14 protein-coding genes are annotated in these 20850 nt (G+C 31.9%); 12 read left to right on the forward strand and 2 right to left on the reverse strand.

Going from position 1 to position 20850, the window contains the following annotated elements:
- The first annotated feature begins 1 nt into the window (after window position 1).
- From AC1Q5Z_RS05985 to AC1Q5Z_RS06020, 8 genes are all read left to right on the forward strand, one after another.
- Window positions 2-3727 (forward strand): SusC/RagA family TonB-linked outer membrane protein, encoded by a 3726-nt coding sequence (locus AC1Q5Z_RS05985; RefSeq protein ID WP_345158816.1) that lies wholly within the window; start codon window positions 2-4, stop codon window positions 3725-3727.
- An 11-nt stretch (window positions 3728-3738) separates the two neighbouring features.
- Entirely contained in the window at window positions 3739-5214 is a 1476-nt protein-coding gene (locus AC1Q5Z_RS05990; RefSeq protein WP_289057702.1) for a RagB/SusD family nutrient uptake outer membrane protein, read from the forward strand.
- 18 nt (window positions 5215-5232) lie between these two features.
- Entirely contained in the window at window positions 5233-6090 is an 858-nt protein-coding gene (locus tag AC1Q5Z_RS05995) for a substrate import-associated zinc metallohydrolase lipoprotein (RefSeq protein WP_198855704.1), read from the forward strand.
- Between the two features lie 16 nt (window positions 6091-6106).
- Window positions 6107-7447 (forward strand): DUF4302 domain-containing protein, encoded by a 1341-nt coding sequence (locus AC1Q5Z_RS06000; protein WP_492444053.1) that lies wholly within the window; start codon window positions 6107-6109, stop codon window positions 7445-7447.
- Between the two features lie 507 nt (window positions 7448-7954).
- Entirely contained in the window at window positions 7955-8701 is a 747-nt protein-coding gene (gene fabG / locus AC1Q5Z_RS06005; protein WP_111369193.1) for a 3-oxoacyl-[acyl-carrier-protein] reductase, read from the forward strand.
- 109 nt (window positions 8702-8810) lie between these two features.
- Window positions 8811-10838 (forward strand): hypothetical protein, encoded by a 2028-nt coding sequence (locus AC1Q5Z_RS06010; protein ID WP_492444054.1) that lies wholly within the window; start codon window positions 8811-8813, stop codon window positions 10836-10838.
- 89 nt (window positions 10839-10927) lie between these two features.
- A complete protein-coding gene (locus tag AC1Q5Z_RS06015; protein WP_492444055.1) occupies window positions 10928-11824 on the forward strand; it encodes a LysR family transcriptional regulator in 897 nt (298 codons plus the stop codon).
- 75 nt (window positions 11825-11899) lie between these two features.
- A complete protein-coding gene (locus AC1Q5Z_RS06020) occupies window positions 11900-12865 on the forward strand; it encodes a YeiH family protein (RefSeq protein WP_289057703.1) in 966 nt (321 codons plus the stop codon).
- A 6-nt stretch (window positions 12866-12871) separates the two neighbouring features.
- On the opposite strand, the gene AC1Q5Z_RS06025 is transcribed toward AC1Q5Z_RS06020, so the two are convergent.
- On the reverse strand, window positions 12872-13822 hold the full coding sequence (locus tag AC1Q5Z_RS06025) for a hypothetical protein (protein ID WP_492444056.1): 951 nt from the start codon (window positions 13820-13822) through the stop codon (window positions 12872-12874).
- Window positions 13823-13996: 174 nt separating this feature from the next.
- On the opposite strand from AC1Q5Z_RS06025, the gene AC1Q5Z_RS06030 reads away from it, so the two are divergent.
- Window positions 13997-14995 (forward strand): zinc dependent phospholipase C family protein, encoded by a 999-nt coding sequence (locus tag AC1Q5Z_RS06030; protein WP_343586684.1) that lies wholly within the window; start codon window positions 13997-13999, stop codon window positions 14993-14995.
- 257 nt (window positions 14996-15252) lie between these two features.
- Here the strand turns inward: AC1Q5Z_RS06030 and AC1Q5Z_RS06035 are convergent, their stop codons facing one another.
- Window positions 15253-17391 (reverse strand): LTA synthase family protein, encoded by a 2139-nt coding sequence (locus AC1Q5Z_RS06035; RefSeq protein WP_343586686.1) that lies wholly within the window; start codon window positions 17389-17391, stop codon window positions 15253-15255.
- A 198-nt stretch (window positions 17392-17589) separates the two neighbouring features.
- On the opposite strand from AC1Q5Z_RS06035, the gene AC1Q5Z_RS06040 reads away from it, so the two are divergent.
- The 3 genes from AC1Q5Z_RS06040 to hisG all read left to right on the forward strand — a co-directional run bounded on the left by AC1Q5Z_RS06040 (window position 17590) and on the right by hisG (window position 20823).
- Window positions 17590-18252 (forward strand): response regulator transcription factor, encoded by a 663-nt coding sequence (locus tag AC1Q5Z_RS06040; RefSeq protein WP_198855695.1) that lies wholly within the window; start codon window positions 17590-17592, stop codon window positions 18250-18252.
- Window positions 18253-18256: 4 nt separating this feature from the next.
- Window positions 18257-19657 carry a sensor histidine kinase gene (locus AC1Q5Z_RS06045; protein WP_492444057.1) on the forward strand — a complete coding sequence of 467 codons (1401 nt, stop codon included), beginning with the start codon at window positions 18257-18259 and terminating at the stop codon, window positions 19655-19657.
- Window positions 19658-19965: 308 nt separating this feature from the next.
- Entirely contained in the window at window positions 19966-20823 is an 858-nt protein-coding gene (gene hisG, locus AC1Q5Z_RS06050) for an ATP phosphoribosyltransferase (RefSeq protein ID WP_198855693.1), read from the forward strand.
- Window positions 20824-20850 lie beyond the last annotated feature (27 nt).

Below are 20850 nucleotides of genomic sequence, written 5' to 3' on the forward strand. Positions count from 1 at the left end.
TATGAAAAAACCTGTTGTCAAGCAACGATTACTTCACCAAATCATGAAAATAACGCTGTTTCAGTTTGTGTTAGCGCTTGTGTTTTCAAGTGTTACTCTCGCAAATAATGTAAATGGGCAGAAAAAATTAGATACTAAAGTAACTATTACAGTTGAGAACCTAACTTTAGACAATGCTTTATCAAAAATTGAAAAGTCTGCTCATGTAAAATTTTCTTATAACTCAAGACTTCCTCAACTAGGAGAGAAGGTTAGTATAGAAGCAAACCAAGAAACTCTGTCGAGTGTACTTAGCAGAGTATTGGTTCCTTTTAATATTACTTTTTCAGAAGTAAGCAATCAGATTGTGCTGCAAAAGAATACTATTGATTCTTTTTCGTATGCCAGTAATCACGATTCTTTATTTGAGGTTCTAACTTTTGGGCCAATCATTAAAGGAAAAGTTACTGACCAAACTGGTAGTCCGTTACCTGGCGCTACAATTATGGCAAAAGGCACAAAAACTGCTGTTTTAACAGATTTTGATGGAAACTTTACTATTGAAGTACCGGCTAATGTAGATCGTTTGGTTATTTCTTATGTGGGTATGGAGTCTAAAGAAATTGGAATCGATAATACTTCTCCAACAATTGTATTAACTGAAGCTGGTCAAAACCTTAAAGAGGTGGTAGTTACGACAGGATATGAAAAAACTTCAAAAAGAACATTTACTGGAGCTATTAGTAAAATTTCTGGCGCAGAATTAAAAATTGATGGTGTAGTTGACGTAAGCCGAATGATCGAAGGAAAAGCGGCGGGGGTTACAGTGCAAAACGTAACAGGTACTTTTGGTACTGCTCCTAAGATAACCGTTCGTGGATCTTCTTCAATTTTTGGAGATACGAAACCATTATGGGTTATTGATGGTGTTGTTCAAGAAGATATTATTAATATGTCGTTTGCTGATTTAGCATCTGGAAATTCAGAGACATTATTAAGTTCATCTGTGGCTGGTTTAAGTGCAAACGATATTCAAAGTATTGAAATTCTTAAAGATGCATCGGCTACGTCAATTTATGGATCTAGATCATTAAACGGAGTTGTAGTTGTAACAACAAAACAAGGGCGCAGAGATTCTCCGCTAAAAATTACATACGGATTGGAGCAAACTGTAAGAACAGTTCCAAGTTATAGCCAATTTGATATTCTAAATTCTCAGGAATCTATGAGTATTTTTAAAGAAATGGAAGCTAAAGGTTATTTAGATTTACCAAGTACTGTAAATGGAAGATACGGTGGAGCTTATAATATTTTAGGAAGAGCAATAAATACTTATAATCCAGAAACTGGAACGTACTTGGTTAATAATGACCCTGTAAGCCGTAATAATTTTTTGAAAAAATATGAGCAGGCAAATACAGACTGGTTCAATGTTTTGTTTAGACCATCTATTACGCAAAATCACTCTTTAAGTTTTTCTGGAGGGGGTAAAAATAATACATTTTATGCTTCATTGGGGTATTATGCAGATCCAGGATGGACTATTGCAGATGATGTAAAACAGATTTCTAGTAATATTAAAGGGACTTTTTATGTCAATGATAAATTAAATGTTACTTTATCTACACTGGCATCTATTAGAGATCAAGGTGCGCCTGGAACTTACGAAAGCGAGAAAGATGTTGTTTTTGGTAAAGTGACACGTGATTTTGATATCAACCCTTTTAATTATGTATTAAATACAAGTAGAACTTTACGTCCTTATGACGATAATGGAAACTTGGAATACTATAGAAATAACTGGGCTAAAATGAATATTATAAACGAATTGGCTAACAATTTCATGGAAATTGAAGTAAAAGATATTCGTTTTCAATTAGATTTAGATTATAAAATTAATCCTCACTTAACTTATAATTTAACTGGTTCAGCTCGTTATGCAAACACAAGCCGTGAGCACAAAATTTTAGAAGGTTCAAACGTTGTTGGAGCATATAGAGCAGGAACAGCAATTGGTGAAGATGGAGTAAATACGTTAGTAAGAGATCAAAATATCTTTTTATATCAAGATCCAAATGACTTAACGGCGCCAAAAGAATCTGTATTGCCAAATGGTGGATTCTTGAGAAAGTTTACAAATGACATGACATCTTATAACTTAAGAAATAGTGTTACTTATAGAAATGTATTTGCTGAGAAGCATGAATTAGAAGGATTTTTTGGTACTGAAATGAGAGTTGTAGATAGAACTAGCGATCAATTTACAGCTGCAGGTTTACAATACGATAGAGGTTTGACTGCTTTTACAGATCCAAGAATTATTGAAAAGATAATTAACGCTGGTGATTCTTATTATGGTTTTAATGAAGAAAAAGAAAGAACAGTAGGTTTCTTTGGTAAAGTAGGTTACACTTATGATAGACGTTATACGGGTTCTGTTACAGGACGTTATGATGGGTCTAACAGACAAGGAAATAGCGATTCTTCTAGATGGTTGCCAACTTATACTTTTAGTGGAAAATGGAATGTTGCTGAAGAGAGCTTCATGAAAAATGTTCAATCAGTTAATACTTTAGCATTAAGAGCATCGTACGGTTTAACAGCTACTGCAGGACCTGCAACAAACTCTTTGGCTATTTACAAAAGTGCTATTACAGACCGTTTCGGACTTGATGATAGAGAATCAGCCATTAGAATTGAAGAATTACAAAACGGAAATTTAACTTGGGAAAAACAGTTTGAAACTAATATCGGACTTGATCTTGGAATGTTTAATAACAGAGTTCAGTTTACAACAGATGTTTACCGTCGTAAAGCTTTTGATCTTGTTGATTATGTAATTACATCAGGTATTGGAGGTCAAAGAATTAGACAAGGCAACAATGCCGATATGGAAACAAAAGGTTTAGAGGTTGCTTTTACTACTAAAAATATTGATACTAAAGATTTTAAATGGTCAACAAATCTTAATTTTTCTGTTTACCATCAAGAAATTACAAAACTGCAAAATACACCAACAGCTTTTGATTTAGTTGATTCAAATGGTGGAAATACAGTTGGACACCCAAGAAATTCATTGTATTCATATCAATTTACAGGTTTGAATAATCAAGGTCTTCCAACCTTCATTTTACAAGATGGTGCAGAAAACAATATTACAGAGGCTAATTTTCAGGATAACTTAAATGTGACAAAATATTTGAAATACGAAGGGTCAATTGAGCCTAATAAATCATTTGGTTTTGCAAATACATTTACATACAAAAATCTGTCTCTTTATATATTCTTTGTAGGTTCAGGAGGAAATAAAGTTCGTTTAAATCCTGTATACGATAGTACTTATGATGACTTAACGGTATTTACAAAAGACTTTACAAACCGTTGGATTAATCCTGGAGATGAAAATTATACAAATGTTCCTGTTATTGCAGACAGACGTTTAAATGCTAATTATGGAGGAGATCGTACATTGGCAAGAGCTTACAATACTTATAACTATTCTGATGTTCGTATTGCTGATGGTGATTTTGTTAGATTAAAGAATATCTCATTAAGCTGGGAATTTCCTGCAGATTTCAAGAAGAAAATCGGGGTGAGCACTTTTACATTAAAAGGTTCAGCAGTAAATCCTTGGTTAGTTTATTCTGATAAACGATTAAATGGACAAGATCCTGAGTTCCGTAATACTGGAGGAGTTGCTTTCCCAGTGACAACTCAATATACATTTACTTTAAACCTTTCATTATAATAGTCAAGATCATGAAAAACTTAAAAATAGCATTATCCCTATTAATACTTATTTGTATTACTAGCTGTGATGATTTCTTATCGGAGAAACCAGACAATAGAACAGAAATAGATACACCAGAAAAAATAAAAGAATTATTGGTAGAAGCTTATCCTCAAATGAGTTATTTTGAGATTGCAGAAACGATGTCTGATAATGTTTTTGACACCGGATTACCTACAACATTAATCAGAAACGAGCAAAATTACAATTGGGAAATCAATACAGAAGCAACTGATATTGATACTCAAGCGTATTACTGGGATGCTTGCTATAAAGCAATTGCGCATGCAAACAAAGCACTAGAAGCAATTGAGCAATTAGGAAGTCCAGCAAGCTTAAATCCTCAGAGAGGTGAAGCTTTAATGGCGAGAGCGTATTCACACTTTATGTTGGTTTCATTATGGTCAAAACGTTACAATCCAGCAACAGCTGAGTCAGATTTAGGTATTCCGTATGTAACAAAACCAGAAACGGAATTAATCACTAAATACAAAAGAAATACGGTTGCTGAAGTTTTTGATTTTCTTGAAAAAGACATTGAAGAAGGTTTAAAATTAGTGACAAACGATTACAAAGAGCCAAGATTTCACTTTACTGTAGCAGCTTCAAAAGCTTTTGCCAGTAGATTTTATTTAGTAAAAGGAAATTGGGATAAAGTAATTTCATTATCTGATGATTTAGGCAATAAGCCAGCAGGATTGAGAGATTTCTCTACTTATGAACCTCTTGGTGTAGAAGATCAAATGTTGAGATATGGCGCGAGCGATGTAGAAACCAATTTATTAATTGTTTCAGCAAATACTATTGTCGGAAGATTATATTCTACAAATCGTTTCAATTTATCAGGCTTACGTCGTCCAGAGATTTTTGGAACAAGTACAAATCTTTTTGGAAAAGCGTATTATTATAACTTTTATTCTTCTAATGGAAGTATAACTTTATTTCTTCCAAAGTTCTATGAATACTTTAAATATTCTAACGTAACAGCTGGTATTGGAGATCCTTATGTAGCAGAAGTTTTGTTAAGCAACGACGAGTTTTTCTTAAACAGAATGGAAGCTCACGTTATGAAAGGACAAATTGATTTGGCTAATGACGAATTAGAATACTTTTTAGCAACGAGAACTCCAACTTATAATCCAGCAACAGATAAATTAACTGAAGCAAGAGTAGTAGCAATGTTTCCTGTTGTTCCAGACGAATATACTCCATTCTACAGCATGACGCCAGTACAAACTTCTTATATTAAAGCTATTGCAGAAACAAGAAGAAGAGATTTTATACACGAAGGACTTAGATGGTTTGATATTAAACGTTTTAACATTGTGGTAAAACATGAAACATCAAACAAACCAGCTAATATACTAGTAAAAGACGACAACAGAAGAGCTTTACAGATTCCGTTGCACGCTTCAAACACTGGTTTAGAACTAAATCCTAGATAATCTTAAAAAATGAAAATTATGAAATTATTAAAATATAATAAAATTGCGGTTTTAGCTCTAGTTTCGATAACTCTATTTTCATGTGGAAGCGATGACCTGCCAGGAGAAAGCCAATTAGATTTTACACAACCTGAAAAAACAGCTTTAGATAATTGGATTGATGGAATTTACTTAGATCAATACAATATTAATGTGCAATATAAATGGAACCAAAATACAGTAGACAATAGCCGTTATTTGTTCCCGCCAGAAATTGATAAAGTGAAACCAGCACTAGAAATAGTTCAAACAATATGGCTAAAAAGTTATGCTGCAATTGGAGGTCCAGATTTCGTAAAGAAAATAGCGCCAAGAGAAATTGTTTTGGTTGGAGGAGTTAACTTAAATAGTGTAGGAACGAGAACTTTAGGTTTGGCTGAAGGAGGACAAAGAGTTACTTTGTTTGAAACAGATTATATCGATCAAACAAATCGTGCAAACGTATCAGAGTTTATTCATACAATTCAGCATGAGTACATTCACATTCTAAATCAGAACAAACCTTTTGATGAAAAAACTTGGAAAACATTGACGCCAGGAGGTTATACTGCAGATTGGTACAATTATGAAATTCCAGAATCAAATGAACTTGGATTTATTACAAGTTACGCAAGATCAAATATCAATGAAGATTTTGCAGAAACGGCTTCTATGATTTTAATTTATTCAAAAGACGAATACGCTGACTTTTTAGCAGGAATTCAAAGTCCATTTGCGCTTCAAGCCTTAAAAGCAAAAGAAGCCATTGTGGTGAAATATTTTAAAGAAGCATTCAATATGGATTTTTATGCTTTAAGAGATGAAGCAGAAAAAAATACAACATCTGTAATTAATTAAAACAAGCATTATGAAAATGAAACAACTATATAAGTACTTATTTGCAGCTGTTTTAATACTGCAATTGATCGCCTGTAATGATAATACAGATGCAGAACAACTTTTTAATGAAACGCCTACAACTCGTCTAAATAATCAAAAAACAGAATTAAGTGAGGCTTTGCTTTCGTCTCCACAAGGATGGAAAGCGGTTTATTTTACTGATAACACTGTTTTAGGAGGATATACACACTTGTTTAGATTTGCTGCAGACGGAACTGTAGTTATGGCATCAGATTTTGATTCGGATACAGATGCGCATAAAAGTGAATATGCTATTCAAGTAGGAAGCACAGTAAGTTTAACTTTTACTACAAAAAATAGAATTCACCTTTTATCAGATTCTAATAATTATCCTATTCCAGCTTTGAGAGCTAAAGGTTATTTAGGAGATTTTCAATTTTTGTACTACGGAGAAGAAAATGGCGAGATTATCTTTAGAACCAATAGAAACAATCAAGAATTGCGTTTTGTAAAAGCTACTGCAGAAGATTGGGCAGATTTGCCTAAAAACCTTGTAATGGAGCAAAATGTTATTGGAGGAGAAGAAAGACCGCTTTTTAGACTTCTTGAAACTAACGATGGAACAACCACTCATAAATTTGATTTTTCATTTGCGGCTGCAACTCGTTTTGCAACATCAAATTCTATTGAAAGCGGTTATTCTGTAAGTTACAATTTAGGAGTTGGATATACTCCAACAGGAATAATAGTAAGTCCTGCGGTTGAAGTAGGCGGACAAAAATTATCAAATTTTACATATAATGACGCTGACGGAAGCTTTACAGCAACAGGAACAGGTGGCGTATCTGCTGTGATAAAATATACAACGAAGCCATTAGTCCTTACAGATGATTATAAATACTTGCTTCCAGGCAAACCTCTTTCATGGTTTGGATTCTTTGTAGATGATTACACAATAGATTCTCCTGCTAACTCACCATTGTTATATGCTGAATTAGAAAAAGTTAATGCAATGTTACCAGCTGGACAAAGTATAGCATCTATTCAGATATATGCGAATCACTCTATCGGAACTTTTATTTATTACACTTTCGTGGGAAGAGGTGCTTTATTTCATTACGTAACTGCTGAAGAAGATGCAGATGGTAAAAAAGTAATTCTGAAACATGCATCATGGAACGGAAATACTACAGTAGCAACACCAGCTTTCTTGGCGAGTATAGATAAATATTTCATGGATCCTGAAGGACTTTACGTAAAAGCTGAAAGCTTCAGATTGTACTACTCAGATCCTGTATATACATTTACAAGCGCTTCAAGTCCGTTTAGAATGACAACTTGGAAGCTTCAATAATATATAAAAAGCAACTCACAAAAGTGAGTTGCTTTTACCAAACATAATTTCTGAATCAAAATAATAAACTTCTTATTTCTAGATATTATGATTAAAAAAATATTTACACCCGCAACTATTGCGATATTGTTTTGGGGTATAGGTTTACTTATTATAAATCAATACTACTATGAATATTTAAGACCTTATCTATATCTGTCAATAATAATCGCGCTTGGTTGTATAGTCTATGATAAGATTGAAAAGAATAAAGAAGAATAGATATATTAAGAAACAATTTTTAAGCTATTACCATTAAAACTTAGTATGTTTCTTAAATCGAAACAAAATCATATTTAAGCTTTTAGTTTTGTTTTTTTATTTTGGGGGAAACAGCTCATTTTATGAGCTGTTTTTTTTGTTTTAGCAACATCTAAAATTCTTAAGCCAATTTTTGGATTACAAATTTTATTAAATGCTCAAATAATCTATATTTGTAATTCAAAAAATAAAAACGAATACCTTAATATGAAATTACTAGAAGGAAAAGTTGCAATTATTACTGGTGCAAGCCGTGGAATTGGAAAAGGAATTGCTGAAGTTTTTGCTAAACATGGAGCAAACGTTGCTTTTACATACAGCTCATCTGCTGCATCTGCAGAAGCTTTAGAAGCAGAATTAAATAGTTTAGGAGTAAAAGCTAAAGGATACCAATCTAATGCAGCAGATTTTAACGAAGCTCAGACTTTTGTTGATGCTGTTTTAGCAGATTTTGGAACTGTTGACATCTTAATCAATAATGCTGGAATTACAAAAGACAATTTGCTAATGCGTATGTCTGAGGCAGATTTTGACCAAGTAATTGATGTGAATTTGAAATCGGTTTTTAATATGACAAAAGCGATTCAGAAAACTTTCTTAAAACAAAGAGCAGGATCGATCATCAACATTAGTTCTGTTGTTGGAGTTTCTGGAAACGCAGGTCAGACAAACTATGCAGCTTCTAAAGCTGGTGCAATCGGATTTACAAAATCTGTAGCTCTTGAGTTAGGTTCTCGTAACATTCGTTGCAACGCAATCGCTCCAGGTTTTATTGAAACAGAAATGACTGCAAAATTATCAGAAGATGTAGTAAAAGGATGGAGAGAAGGTATTCCGTTGAAACGTGGAGGAACTCCAGAAGATGTAGCAAATGCTTGTTTATTCCTTGCATCAGACATGAGCGGTTACATTACAGGACAAGTTCTTAATGTTTGCGGAGGAATGCTTACATAAGATTCTAAGTTGCTAAGATTCTGAGCAACTAAGTTTTTAAGCTGACTCAGGAACAAAACACAATTTTTTAGCCGCTTACTGCAAACTGATTACTGAATACTAAATAAATATGACGACAAACACGATTCTTTTATTATTGCTTTCTTTAGTAATTGCTGGTGGTTTATCGTATTTTCAATATTTTTTTAAAGCCAAAAGTAAATCCAATGTGATAATACTTTTGGCTTTTTTACGTTTTTTGGCCATCTTCGGGTTGTTAGTCTTATTGATAAATCCGATTATTTCTAAAAATTCTCTCGAAATTACCAAAACGCCTTTAGCCGTTGTGGTCGATAATTCGAGTTCTATTGTGGCACTAAAATCAGATAAAAAAGCAGTTGAATTATACCAAAAACTGGTTTCAAATCCTGCTTTAAAAGAAAAATTCGATATTCAAACCTATCAATTTGACAACGATTTTAAAACTTCAGACAAATTTGATTTCAAAGGAAATCAAACCAATTTAAACAAAGTTGCAAAGAATTTAAAAAGCATCAACAAAAAACTGATTTTCCCAACAGTAATTATTACAGACGGAAATCAGACTACAGGAAACGACTATGTTTATAGATTCGATCCTGTCAATAAAGTTTATCCTTTGGTTGTGGGAGATACAACCACTTTTTTCGATTTAAAAATCAATCAGCTCAACGTAAATAAATACGCTTTTCATAAAAATAAATTTCCTGTCGAAGTTTTTCTACAATATGCTGGCGACAAAACTGCCAATGCAGAATTTACTATTTCGCAAGGAAATACTGTTGTAGCAAAAGAAAAACTTTCTTTCTCGCCATCAAAAAAAACAGCTTCTTTAAATCTATTATTGCCAGCAGATAAAGTTGGATTACAGATTTATAAGGCTAGTATACAATCCTCAGCAAAAGAGAAAAACAGTTACAATAACATCAAAAATTTTGCTGTTGAAATTATCGATCAAAAGTCTACTATTGCAATTGTTTCAGCTATAAACCACCCAGATATTGCCGCTTTAAAACGTTCAATTGAAGTTAATGCACAGCGTAAAGTAATATTAGTTAAACCAAATCAAATTAGCAATTTAGACGATATTTCTGTTTTGGTTTTATATCAGCCAACGACAGCTTTTAAAGCTATTTTTGACAATAATAAATTAAAAGGAATAAATACCTTTATCATCACAGGAAACAATACCGATTTTAATTTTCTAAATCAGCAGCAGAACAATCTGATATTTAAAATGAGTAATCAGCGAGAAGATTTTTTATGTGAATTCCAATCAGCCTTCAACCTGTTTGCAATAGATAATATCGGTTTTGAAAATTTCCCGCCTTTGCAAAATCCGTTTGGTAATATCAGCACTAACGGAAATGTCTCTGTTTTGCTTTCTTCAAAAATTAGAAACGTTTCTACCAATGCACCTTTATTAGCTTTCGCTGAAAATCAAGGAAAAAGAACCGCTTTTCTTTTAGGAGAAAACAGCTGGAAATGGCGTTTGCAAAGTCATGTCGATAATCAGTCATTTGAAAAATATGATGTTTTTATGGATAAAATTATTCAATACTTAGCATCATCAACTTCAAAGAAATCGTTAGTAGTATCTCACGAAAGTTTTTATAACTCTGGTGAAGAAATCATTATTAACGCGCAATATTTCAATAAAAATTATGAGTTTGATGAAAAAGCCAGACTTACCATTACTGTTGTAAATGCTGCGACGAAACAAACTAAGAATTATGATTTATTGAAAGGAAGTAATTCTTTCTCTGCTAATTTAGAAGGACTTCCGGCAGGAAAATACAACTTTACAGTAAAAGAATTAAACTCGAATACTTCATACGCAAGTCATTTTGAAATTTTAGATTTTGATATCGAAAAGCAATTTGTAAATCCAGATGTGGTTAAATTACAGCAATTGGCTCAGCAAACAGGAGGAAAAGCTTTCTTCGAAGATCAGGCCGATCAATTGATTAATGCACTTTTAGAAAACAAAGAATACAAATCAATTGAAAAAAATATCTCAAGTAAAACCCCGATTATTGACTGGGTTTGGTTATTGATTTTGATTGCTGCTTTATTGACAACAGAATGGTTTGTTAGAAAGTATAATGGATTGCTTTAAAAGCTACAAAGGTTCAGAGAGATAAAAGTTCAAAGTTTTTGCATAACTTGAAACTCTAAACATGAAACAAACTAAACCAAACTATAGTTATGGACTTCAGGCTAAAAGTTTTCTACACCGTTGCGCTCCGCCTTAATTTTACTAAAGCGGCAACAGAATTATATATTACGCAGCCAGCAGTTTCTAAACATATTCAAGAATTAGAAGAAACCTATAAAACCAAACTCTTCGAGCGAAACGGTTCTAAAATCGCCTTAACTCCAGCAGGTAAAATTCTTCTAAAATATACTAGAAGTATTTTTGATATTTATCGCGAAATAGACTTTGAAATGAGTTCTTTTAATGCAGAACGTCAAGGTTTGCTCAGACTAGGAGCAAGTACAACTATTTCGCAATATATTATTTCTCCAGTTTTGGCTAGTTTTCATCAAAAGCAAAAAGACATAAAAGTCAATTTGTTGAATGGAAATACAGAACAAATTGAAAATGTTTTAATCAATAAAGAAATCGAAATCGGAATTGTTGAAGGACAATCTAAAAATCAATCCATAAAATACATTCCGTTTTTAAAAGATGAATTGGTTTTAGTCTGCAGCAGTAAAAATCCGTTGGTGCAACAAAATGAAATTTCAATAACTGATTTAAAATCAATGAAATTCATAACTCGAGAACGCGGTTCTGGAACACTTGAAGTTATAGAATTTGCACTAAAAAAAGCCAACTTAAAACTAGCAGATTTGCAAATTGAGATGCAATTAGGAAGTACAGAAAGTATAAAATCATATTTGCTAAATTCAGAATGTTTTGCTTTTATGTCTATTCATGCTGTAAGTAAGGAGTTGAAAAACAAAGAATTGATTGTTTTAGATGTTGAAAAATTATCTATAGAAAGATATTTTTACATAGCCACTTTGCAAGGAAAATCAGATTCTTTATCAGAACTATTTATTCAAAATTTAGCAAATCATTATAACTTGAAGTTATAGTCAATTGTAATTTACGATTGGCGTTTTCAATATAAACGGCGGAACTTTGCAACATAATATCAATACCCATTTATTTTGAAAACAAAAGAACAAACATCAGCACAATTATTTGAAATTAATCAATCTGTACAGCAAGTACTTTTTCTTGCCGTAATTCTATTATGTTTATTTTCGATTATTTCTCCTCCAGTAGCACTTTTATTGGGTGTTTTAATTGTGAACCTTTTTGGAAATCCGTTTGTAGAATTCAATCACAAAGCAATTACATTTTTATTGCAATTCTCTGTAGTAGGTTTAGGATTCGGAATGAACGCAAATAGCGCAGTTTCAGCGGGAAAAGAAGGATTTGTTTTAACTGTGTTTTCAATATTCAGCACTTTGATTTTCGGATTTCTATTAGGGAAATGGCTTAAAACAGAGAAAAAAACTTCTCATTTAATTTCTTGCGGAACAGCAATTTGTGGAGGAAGCGCGATTGCCGCTATTTCTCCTGTAATCAAATCGAACGAAAATCAGACTTCAATAGCTTTAGGAGTTATTTTTATACTAAACTCAATCGCTCTGTTTGTCTTTCCTTTTATCGGACATCAATTAGATTTGTCTCAAAAAGACTTTGGGCTTTGGTGTGCAATTGCCATTCACGACACCAGTTCTGTTGTAGGTGCGGCAAATAAATATGGTGCAGAAGCGCTTCAGGTTGCAACAACAGTAAAATTAGCCAGAGCTTTATGGATTATTCCAATTTCAATTTTGACTGCTTTTTTATTTAAAAGCAAGAACTCAAAAATTAAAATTCCTTATTTCATTGGTTTGTTTGTTGTTGCAATGTTAGTGAATACCTATATTCCGTCAACAACCATTTTTACAGCACATCTTGTTGGTATTGCTAAAATTGGTTTGACTATAACTTTGTTTCTAATTGGTGCAACGCTAAACTTTGCCACTTTAAAAGCAGTAGGAGTAAAGCCTTTGCTTCAAGGTGTTTTTTTATGGATTTTTATAGCTGTTTTAGCTTTATTATCAATACTTTATTTAGGATAATGTCATTTATTTTACATTGGAGAATTTTACAATTGGTTTGTCAATCATTTTGTAAAATTTTCCTTTGAATGAGTAATGTCTTTCAATTACAAAATTAAATTGCTTTTTGGTTTTTGCCATTTCTGCAAGTTCAGCCGGTAAATCAACTTCGAAATCATCTTCTGTACCTTTTGCTTTTTTGTATGAACCTTTTGTTACGATTTTAAAATCTCTAAAGAATTTTTTATTATTATCTGTAACGACAGTATAAGTGCTTGACCATTCTGAGCTAATGCTATTGAAAAGAGAGTAATAATCAATTTCCATTAGAGGCTGATATTTTCCATCAAATCCGACGATTAGGTATAAATAACCGTTATATGGAGCACCTGCGCCACCATTGGCATGAACAAGTGATAAAGCAAATTGATCTTCTCCAATTTCAACTAGTTTAGGAGTTGGACATTGTGCAAAAGATCCAAAAGCAGCAACTGCAGGTTGAAAAGATTTCATTTCCCAAACATTACTGTTCTTTTCGAATTTTGCCACGCCTAATAATCCGCCAGAAAAACGTCCTGTTTGCAAGCCGTCTTCATCATGAACAGAATGATTGAAAACTAAAATTTTAAACTGATTTCCTTTGGAATCGCTATAGTCAATATTAGCCAAAAGTCTTGTGGCTACACCTTCGCTATAAGGAAACATTTGATCTCCTTCTACGCCATTTACATCAACAAAAGACGAAGGTTTGCAGGATTTGCATTTCCAGCTTATAAAAGTATTTTTATCAGAAAGATGATATAAATTACCTGGAAACAATTTTTGCATTGTTTTTTCACCATTCAAAGGATCAGATACTTTAAGGACTCTTTTTTGATTTAATATGGTGTCACTGACGTTTTTTAATTTCAAATCAGTTTCTTGTGCAAAGCAAAAGGCAGAAATTAATAGAAATAAATTTAAAGTAATTTGGCGCATAAAATTGAATTTTGATGGTAAAGCAAATGTATAAAGAAAATTATTGTTAATATGAACTTATGCTGTTTTTACGAGGTAAAATCTCAAAAAGTTAAAATTACAGAATCTTATTGATAGTATTTTTTGCGTATTCTTTAATTAAAACTAAATTTGCTCCCTCTAATAAAAAAACAAATGAAAAAAATCCAAATGAGACCAAAATTAATCGCTTTCGGTGTATTAGTTATTGGCTTTATTATGTTATCATGGGGAACTGTAGGCCATGAACGTATTAACAAAGCTGCTGTAATGGCTTTACCAAAACAATTGCAGATATTTTTCTACAATCACATTGATTTTATTACCCAAGAAGCTTCGGTTCCAGATATCCGTAAGTATGCTTTAAACTATAAAGAAGAAGGACCAAGACATTATTTTGACATGGAGAACTTTGGCCCTGCAGACGCTTATCCGAAAACATTAGAAGAAGCAAAACAAAAATACGATGCTAAATTCTTGTCGGATAACGGAATCTTACCATGGTATATGGAAGATATGATGGCAAAATTGACAAAAGCTTTTAAAGATAAAAATAAAGCTGAAATCTTATTCCTTGCTGCAGATTTAGGACATTATGTTGGTGATGCGCACATGCCATTACATACTTCTGCAAATCACGACGGACAATTAACAGATCAAAAAGGAATTCACTCACTTTGGGAAAGTAGATTACCAGAGTTGTTTGTTAAAAATTATAAATTAAATGTTCCTGAAGCACAGTATTATCCAGACGTTCACAAAGCAATTTGGGACTTGATTAACGATACTCATAGCTTGGCGCAACCTTTATTGGATATCGATAAAAAATTGAGAACTGCAACTCCTCAAGACAAAGTATTTAAATTGGATGCAGAAGGAAATGTAATGAAAACGAGATACAATACTGCTGTTTTTTCTGAGGATTATGCTAAAAAGCTTCACGAACAATTAAACGGAATGGTTGAAAGTCAAATGAAAAAAGCTATTGCTGCAACTGCAAGTTTTTGGTATACTGCATGGATAAATGCTGGAAAACCAGATTTGAGCGATTTGGATGCTCCAGCGGTTACACAAAGAAATTATCAAGCTTTACAAGATGATTTGAAATTGTTTCAAAAAGGTGATTTGTTTGGAATGAAAAATCAAAATGATTAAATGTTGATTTCAAATTTCATAGTTTAAGTTTTCTAGTTTCTATGAAATCCTTAAAATAAAACTAAACCCGACAAGTTTAAAAAACCTGTCGGGTTTGTTTTTATAATATAAATATCGAAAAAAACAGCTTTGGTTTCACTAATCACACAAGGAAAAGATAGTTTCTAAAAAATCTTAGCATTCTCTGCAATTAAAAAACAGCTGCAAATAAAAAGATTTATAAAAAAAAACCGGCAGATGCCGGGTTTCTTTTTGTATTAGTCACGAACGTTTGCGTATAATTTTTTATTCTTATTTGCAATTTCTTTAAGCTGATATTCTTTTTCTTTCAAGACATAGGAAGCAGCTTGGTAATAAGAAATAGTTTGCTCGATTAAACTTTGATTCTTAGATTTTAATGGAATTTCATCGTAATAAATTTGAAATTCAGGAGAAATTCCAGTTTTCTCGTTAAGTTTTAACTGAAACTGTTGTATCTGTTGTTTAGGAGAAAGTATAGTTAAAACATTATCTTTTATTAAACCTAAATCCTGATAAGTAGCTATAAAAGCTCGAGGTTGATAGTCTGTTTTAAGAACATCACAACCAAAAAATTTACTATGATAATCAAAATTTAGAAGTCCAAATAATGTTGGCATAACATCGATTTGTGACATTAATTTATTGAACTTTTCAGGTTTTGCACCTGGTGTGTAAATTAATGCTGGAATTCTATATTTGTCTAATGGAAGTTCTGTTTTTCCTGCACTTGAAGCACAATGATCGGCTACAATTACAAAAACAGTATTTTTATACCAAGGTTGTTTCTCAGCTTGCTTAAAAAATTGACGAAGTGCATAATCAGTATATTTTACGCCACCATCACGAGATTTAATATTTCCAGGAATATCAATTTTATTGTCTGGATAAGTAAACGGCCTGTGATTGCTAACTGTCATGATATGGTTAAAGAAAGGTTTGTTTTCCTTTGCTTCAGCATTCATGATTTTAATAGCTTTATTGTACATATCTTCATCGCAAACTCCCCATACGTTAGAAAAAGTGACTTCATTTTTAGCGAAGTTTGATTTGTCAACAATTTGATATCCGTTTCCTGAGTAAAAGTCCTGCATGTTGTCAAAAAAAGCATCTCCACCATACATAAACTTTACATTGTAGCCTTTTTGAAGAAAAATAGATCCAGTTGAGAACTTATTTTTATTATCTTCTCTTTTTACAACACTTTCGCCAGCTGTAGGAGGAAGGCACAAGGTTACAGCTTCAAGACCACGTACAGTTCTGTTTCCTGCAGCATAAACATTTGTAAAAAGTAAACTTTTTTGAGCAAGACTGTCTAAAAATGGAGTAATATTTTGCTCGTTTCCGTACATTTTCATGAAGTCGGCACTTAAACTTTCAACCGTAATTAAAACCACATTTTTTCGTTGTTCTAACGAATCTTCTTTTATTTCTCTAAGTGTATTTTTTCCAGAAATAGCAGGCAATTCTTGTTTTAAAATAGCAAATGCTTTCTCATTAGGAATCGTTTTGTAGAATTTGTAATAGTCCAATTTGTTATTTTGGAAGGCTAAATAAAACTTGTAGATTCCGTTAGATTGTAATTCATTTACAAAAACATTTTTAGAATTTTCTGTTTTGGCTAATCCAGGAACAGCTACTAAAGCAGTAATAAATAACACTGCATAAAGTGCTGTGATTTTTATTTTTTCGCTAAAACTTGGAATTTCATCAATATAATTTCTAGAATTCTTGATAATAAAATAGGTTATAATTCCTGTAATGGCAAACAAAGTTGAGAATATTGGAATTACAGGATAAGACTGCATGATGTTTCCAATAACTTCATTTGTGTAAATCAGATAATTGACAGCTATAAAATTGTATTTTACGCCAAATTCATTCCAGAAGAAAAATTCGCTAATTGCATTCTGAAGAATTAGTAAAACATAAAGAAAGATCACAAATGCAAAAAGCCAGTATCTAATTTTGTTTCTGTGCTTTGGTAAGAAAAGAAAAAGCGCAAACAAAAGTGTTTTTAGCGAAACAAAAATCAAAACGATTTTAGGCAAAGCACCTCCATACTCGTCAAAAATGCTTTTTCCTGACGCTATATAAATTAAAAGCGCCAAAAAACCTGCCAGTATAATATATCCGTAAGGTTTATTGTATTTTGAATCTGAAATAAAAATAAGATAAAGCCATAAGAAGGCTAATGCTATCGAGAAAACAAAAAAATCTGAAACTAAACCCAGCGAAAAAATCTTTAAGCTCTCGATAAATGAAAAAGAGCTTTGAGTAATTGGGTGAAAAAGTAAAACAATTCTAAGTGTGAAACTTACAACAAAATAAAGCAGTGCCAGATTGTAAAACGGCGAAAGTTTTTTGAAAAAATTCATCAGTTATTTTTTTACAAAATTACTTACGAATCATTAACGTCAGATTAAGTTCGACTTTTACCTTACTTAACATTAACTTAATATTTGCTTAAGATTCTTGTTTTCTTTATTAATTGGTAGTGTAGGCCATTTCTGAGAGCTAAATTATTTATCTTTGGATTACAAAAAAGAAATTCAAATTTTAATCAGATACGATAAATGCATATTTTAATAGTTGAAGACGAAGTAGGAATTGTTCAATTTCTAAAACAAGGCTTGCTAGAGGAAGGTTATCAAATTACTACTGCTGCCGATGGTTCAAAAGGTTTTGAACTTGTTCAGGAACAAAAATTTGATTTGATTCTTTTGGATTGGATGTTGCCAAAAATCAATGGACTTGATCTGTGTAAAGCCATTAGAATTAAAGATCAAACGACACCAATTATTTTTTTAACAGCAAAAGATACTGTGCAGGAAACGATTGAAGGATTGAAAGCGGGCGCAAACGATTATATCAAAAAACCTTTCAGTTTTGAGGAATTGGTTGAACGAATTAAAGTTCACTTTAGAAATAAAAAGCAAATTGAAACTTTGACCCTAGGAAACATTACAATGGACTTATCCAGACATATTGTTTTGAAAGGAGAAGAAGAAATTTCGCTTACACAACGAGAGTTTGAATTGTTGGCATATTTAATTCAAAACAAAGGAAAAGTCTGCACTAGAAATCAAATTTTGAGAGATGTGTGGGAAATTAATTTTGAGTACGATACTGGTGTTATTGATGTTTTTATGAATGCAATTCGAAAAAAACTAAATCTTAAAATTGAAGAAGATTATATAAAAACCATTCGTGGTATTGGGTATATTGCCAATGATTAGCAAAATGACATCACTCTCCTTTAAAAATAGAATTGCATTAAACTATATTGTAGGAACAGGGCTTCTTGTTTTAGTGGTTTTTTCTGCAATTTATTTTATTGTAAAACTGACGGTTTACAATCATATTGATGAAAACTTAAACATAGAAGTTCAAGATCATTTAAAAGAATTAAGAATTGAAAATGGTGTTGTTGTTTTTATGGATAGTGAAGAATGGGAAGAAAGAGAACACAATTCTGTTGATGTAAATCCTGTTTTTGTCCAATTTTTAGATTTGAATAAAAACATAATTGAAAAGTCTCCCAATCTTAAAAATGAGAAGCTTATTTTTTATAAAAATAAAGATCATTTTGAGCTTTATGATACTAAACTGCTAGGTAATAAAATTCGTCAAATTCAAGTTCCACTTCATATTGGAACAAAAAAAATTGGATATTTGATTATTGCAATGTCGCTTTCAGATTCGTCAAAAGTCTTGCAAAACCTGTTAGATACCTTAATGATTGCATTTCCAATTATTCTTTTTATTTTGTTTTTTCTGGCAAGATTCTTTGCAGGACGAAGTATTAGGCCAATAAATAATATTATTCAGACTTCTAAAATTATTACAAAAGACAACCTAAAAGCAAGGATTCCGTTGCCAAAAACAAGAGACGAATTGTTTACGCTTTCAAAAACAATAAATAATTTATTGAATCGAATTGAAGACGCCATAGAACGTGAAAAACAGTTCACATCTGACGCTTCACACGAGTTAAGAACACCTCTTACTGTAATTAAAGGAACACTTGAAGTGCTTATACGTAAACCTAGAGATAGTAAGGAATACGAAGAAAAAATTAACTATTGCATTAATGAAGTAGATCACTTAAATTCTCTTGTAGATCAGCTTCTTTTGATGGCTCGTTTTGAGAATCAAAAACAAAATATAAACAAAGAAAATATTTATCTAAATGCAGTAGTTTTAGATGTTTTAACATTGAATGCAGATAAGATTAAATCACAACAAATAAATGTAGTTTTAGATGCTTCAGAAGAGTTTTATATTTATTCTGATAATTATTTAACAGTAACGATTCTTCGAAATATCATTTCTAATGCTGTTAAATATTCAAAACGTAATAGCGAAGTTCGAATTTCATTGTCTAGACAAAATGATAAAGTTATTTGTACTATTGTAGATCAAGGAATTGGCATTGCTAAGAAGGATTTGGAATCTATCTTAAATCCGTTTTTTAGATCAGATTCTCTCAATCACTCAGAAATTAAAGGAACAGGACTTGGATTATTTATTGTAAAAAGAATGACAGATTTACTTCAGGTTAAGTTTAAAATTGAAAGTGAAATAGGAAAAGGAACTAGCGTTTTATTGGTTTTTGAAGAATATGATAATTCGTTAAAGTAATTTTAAAATCATTGCAAAAAATGTGGTCTAAAACGATTTTTAACAATAAACTATCGTTAAGTTAAATTAAAAATTGTTTTTTAATTATTTTATCTAGTATATTTGCAACCGAATCAAAGAATTATAAAACAAACCAAACAATGATTTCAAATCAATTACATCATCATCATTTTCATTATTGCTCTCAAGCGATGTGTTAATGTATGTGTGTAAATCATCATATTTTAAAACCCGTTTGAGTACATCAAACGGGTTTTTTTATACCAATTCTTTGTACTCAAACTATTAATCAAACAACAACTAAAAAAATGAGTACTTTAAAAATTGCAATTCAAAAATCAGGTCGTTTAAACGAAGACAGTATCCAAATTCTTAAAGATTGCGGTATTTCAATCAATAACGGAATCGACCAGTTAAAAGCTGAAGCTTCAAATTTTCCTCTTGAAGTTTTATACCTTAGAAATTCAGATATTCCTCAATACTTGATTGACGGAGTAGTAGATTTAGCAATCGTTGGCGACAATCTTTTGGTAGAAAAAGGAAAAGGAATTGAAGTAGTTCAAAAACTTGGATTCTCAAAATGTAAAGTTTCAGTAGCAGTCCCTAAAACTTTCGAATACAATTCAGTTCAGGATTTGGCTGGACTTCGTATTGCTACTTCTTATCCAAATACAGTTAACGAATATTTCAGTAAATTTGGTTTAAGTGTTGATATTCACCAGATTTCTGGTTCTGTAGAAATTGCGCCAAACATTGGTCTTGCAGACGCTATTGTAGACATTGTTTCAAGCGGAAGCACTTTATTTAAAAACAATTTAAAAGAAGTTGAAGTTATTTTGAAAAGTGAGGCAGTTTTAGCTGTTTCTCCAAAAGTTTCTCCAGAAATTCAAAAACATATTGACACTTTAAAATTTAGAATTCAAGCCGTTTTAAGAGCTAGAAATTCAAAATATATCTTGATGAACGTTCCAAATGATAAAATTGATGCAGTTGGAAAAATTCTTCCAGTTTTAAGAAGTTTAACCGTTTTGCCATTGGCACAGGAAGGTTGGAGCAGTGTTCACTCCGTAATCGACAAAGATACTTTCTGGGATGTAATTGATCAACTAAAAGAAGTAGGAGCAGAAGGAATTCTAGTTTGCCCAATTGAGAAAATGGTTCTTTAGGGCTACGCTCGCTTTAGGCAGTAAGCT

The sequence above is a fragment of the Flavobacterium sp. GW823-FHT06G12 genome, assembly GCF_058794775.1.

Excerpts from the sequence above, each read along its gene's own strand:
- AC1Q5Z_RS05985 (WP_345158816.1), top strand. The coding sequence starts at position 2 with ATGAAAAAACCTGTTGTCAAGCAACGATTACTTCACCAAATCATGAAA.
- AC1Q5Z_RS05990 (WP_289057702.1), top strand. The coding sequence starts at position 3,739 with ATGAAAAACTTAAAAATAGCATTATCCCTATTAATACTTATTTGTATT.
- AC1Q5Z_RS05995 (WP_198855704.1), top strand. The coding sequence starts at position 5,233 with ATGAAATTATTAAAATATAATAAAATTGCGGTTTTAGCTCTAGTTTCG.
- AC1Q5Z_RS06000 (WP_492444053.1), top strand. The coding sequence starts at position 6,107 with ATGAAACAACTATATAAGTACTTATTTGCAGCTGTTTTAATACTGCAA.
- fabG (WP_111369193.1), top strand. The coding sequence starts at position 7,955 with ATGAAATTACTAGAAGGAAAAGTTGCAATTATTACTGGTGCAAGCCGT.
- AC1Q5Z_RS06010 (WP_492444054.1), top strand. The coding sequence starts at position 8,811 with ATGACGACAAACACGATTCTTTTATTATTGCTTTCTTTAGTAATTGCT.
- AC1Q5Z_RS06015 (WP_492444055.1), top strand. The coding sequence starts at position 10,928 with ATGGACTTCAGGCTAAAAGTTTTCTACACCGTTGCGCTCCGCCTTAAT.
- AC1Q5Z_RS06025 (WP_492444056.1), bottom strand. The coding sequence starts at position 13,822 with ATGCGCCAAATTACTTTAAATTTATTTCTATTAATTTCTGCCTTTTGC.
- AC1Q5Z_RS06030 (WP_343586684.1), top strand. The coding sequence starts at position 13,997 with ATGAAAAAAATCCAAATGAGACCAAAATTAATCGCTTTCGGTGTATTA.
- AC1Q5Z_RS06035 (WP_343586686.1), bottom strand. The coding sequence starts at position 17,391 with ATGAATTTTTTCAAAAAACTTTCGCCGTTTTACAATCTGGCACTGCTT.
- AC1Q5Z_RS06040 (WP_198855695.1), top strand. The coding sequence starts at position 17,590 with ATGCATATTTTAATAGTTGAAGACGAAGTAGGAATTGTTCAATTTCTA.
- AC1Q5Z_RS06045 (WP_492444057.1), top strand. The coding sequence starts at position 18,257 with ATGACATCACTCTCCTTTAAAAATAGAATTGCATTAAACTATATTGTA.
- hisG (WP_198855693.1), top strand. The coding sequence starts at position 19,966 with ATGAGTACTTTAAAAATTGCAATTCAAAAATCAGGTCGTTTAAACGAA.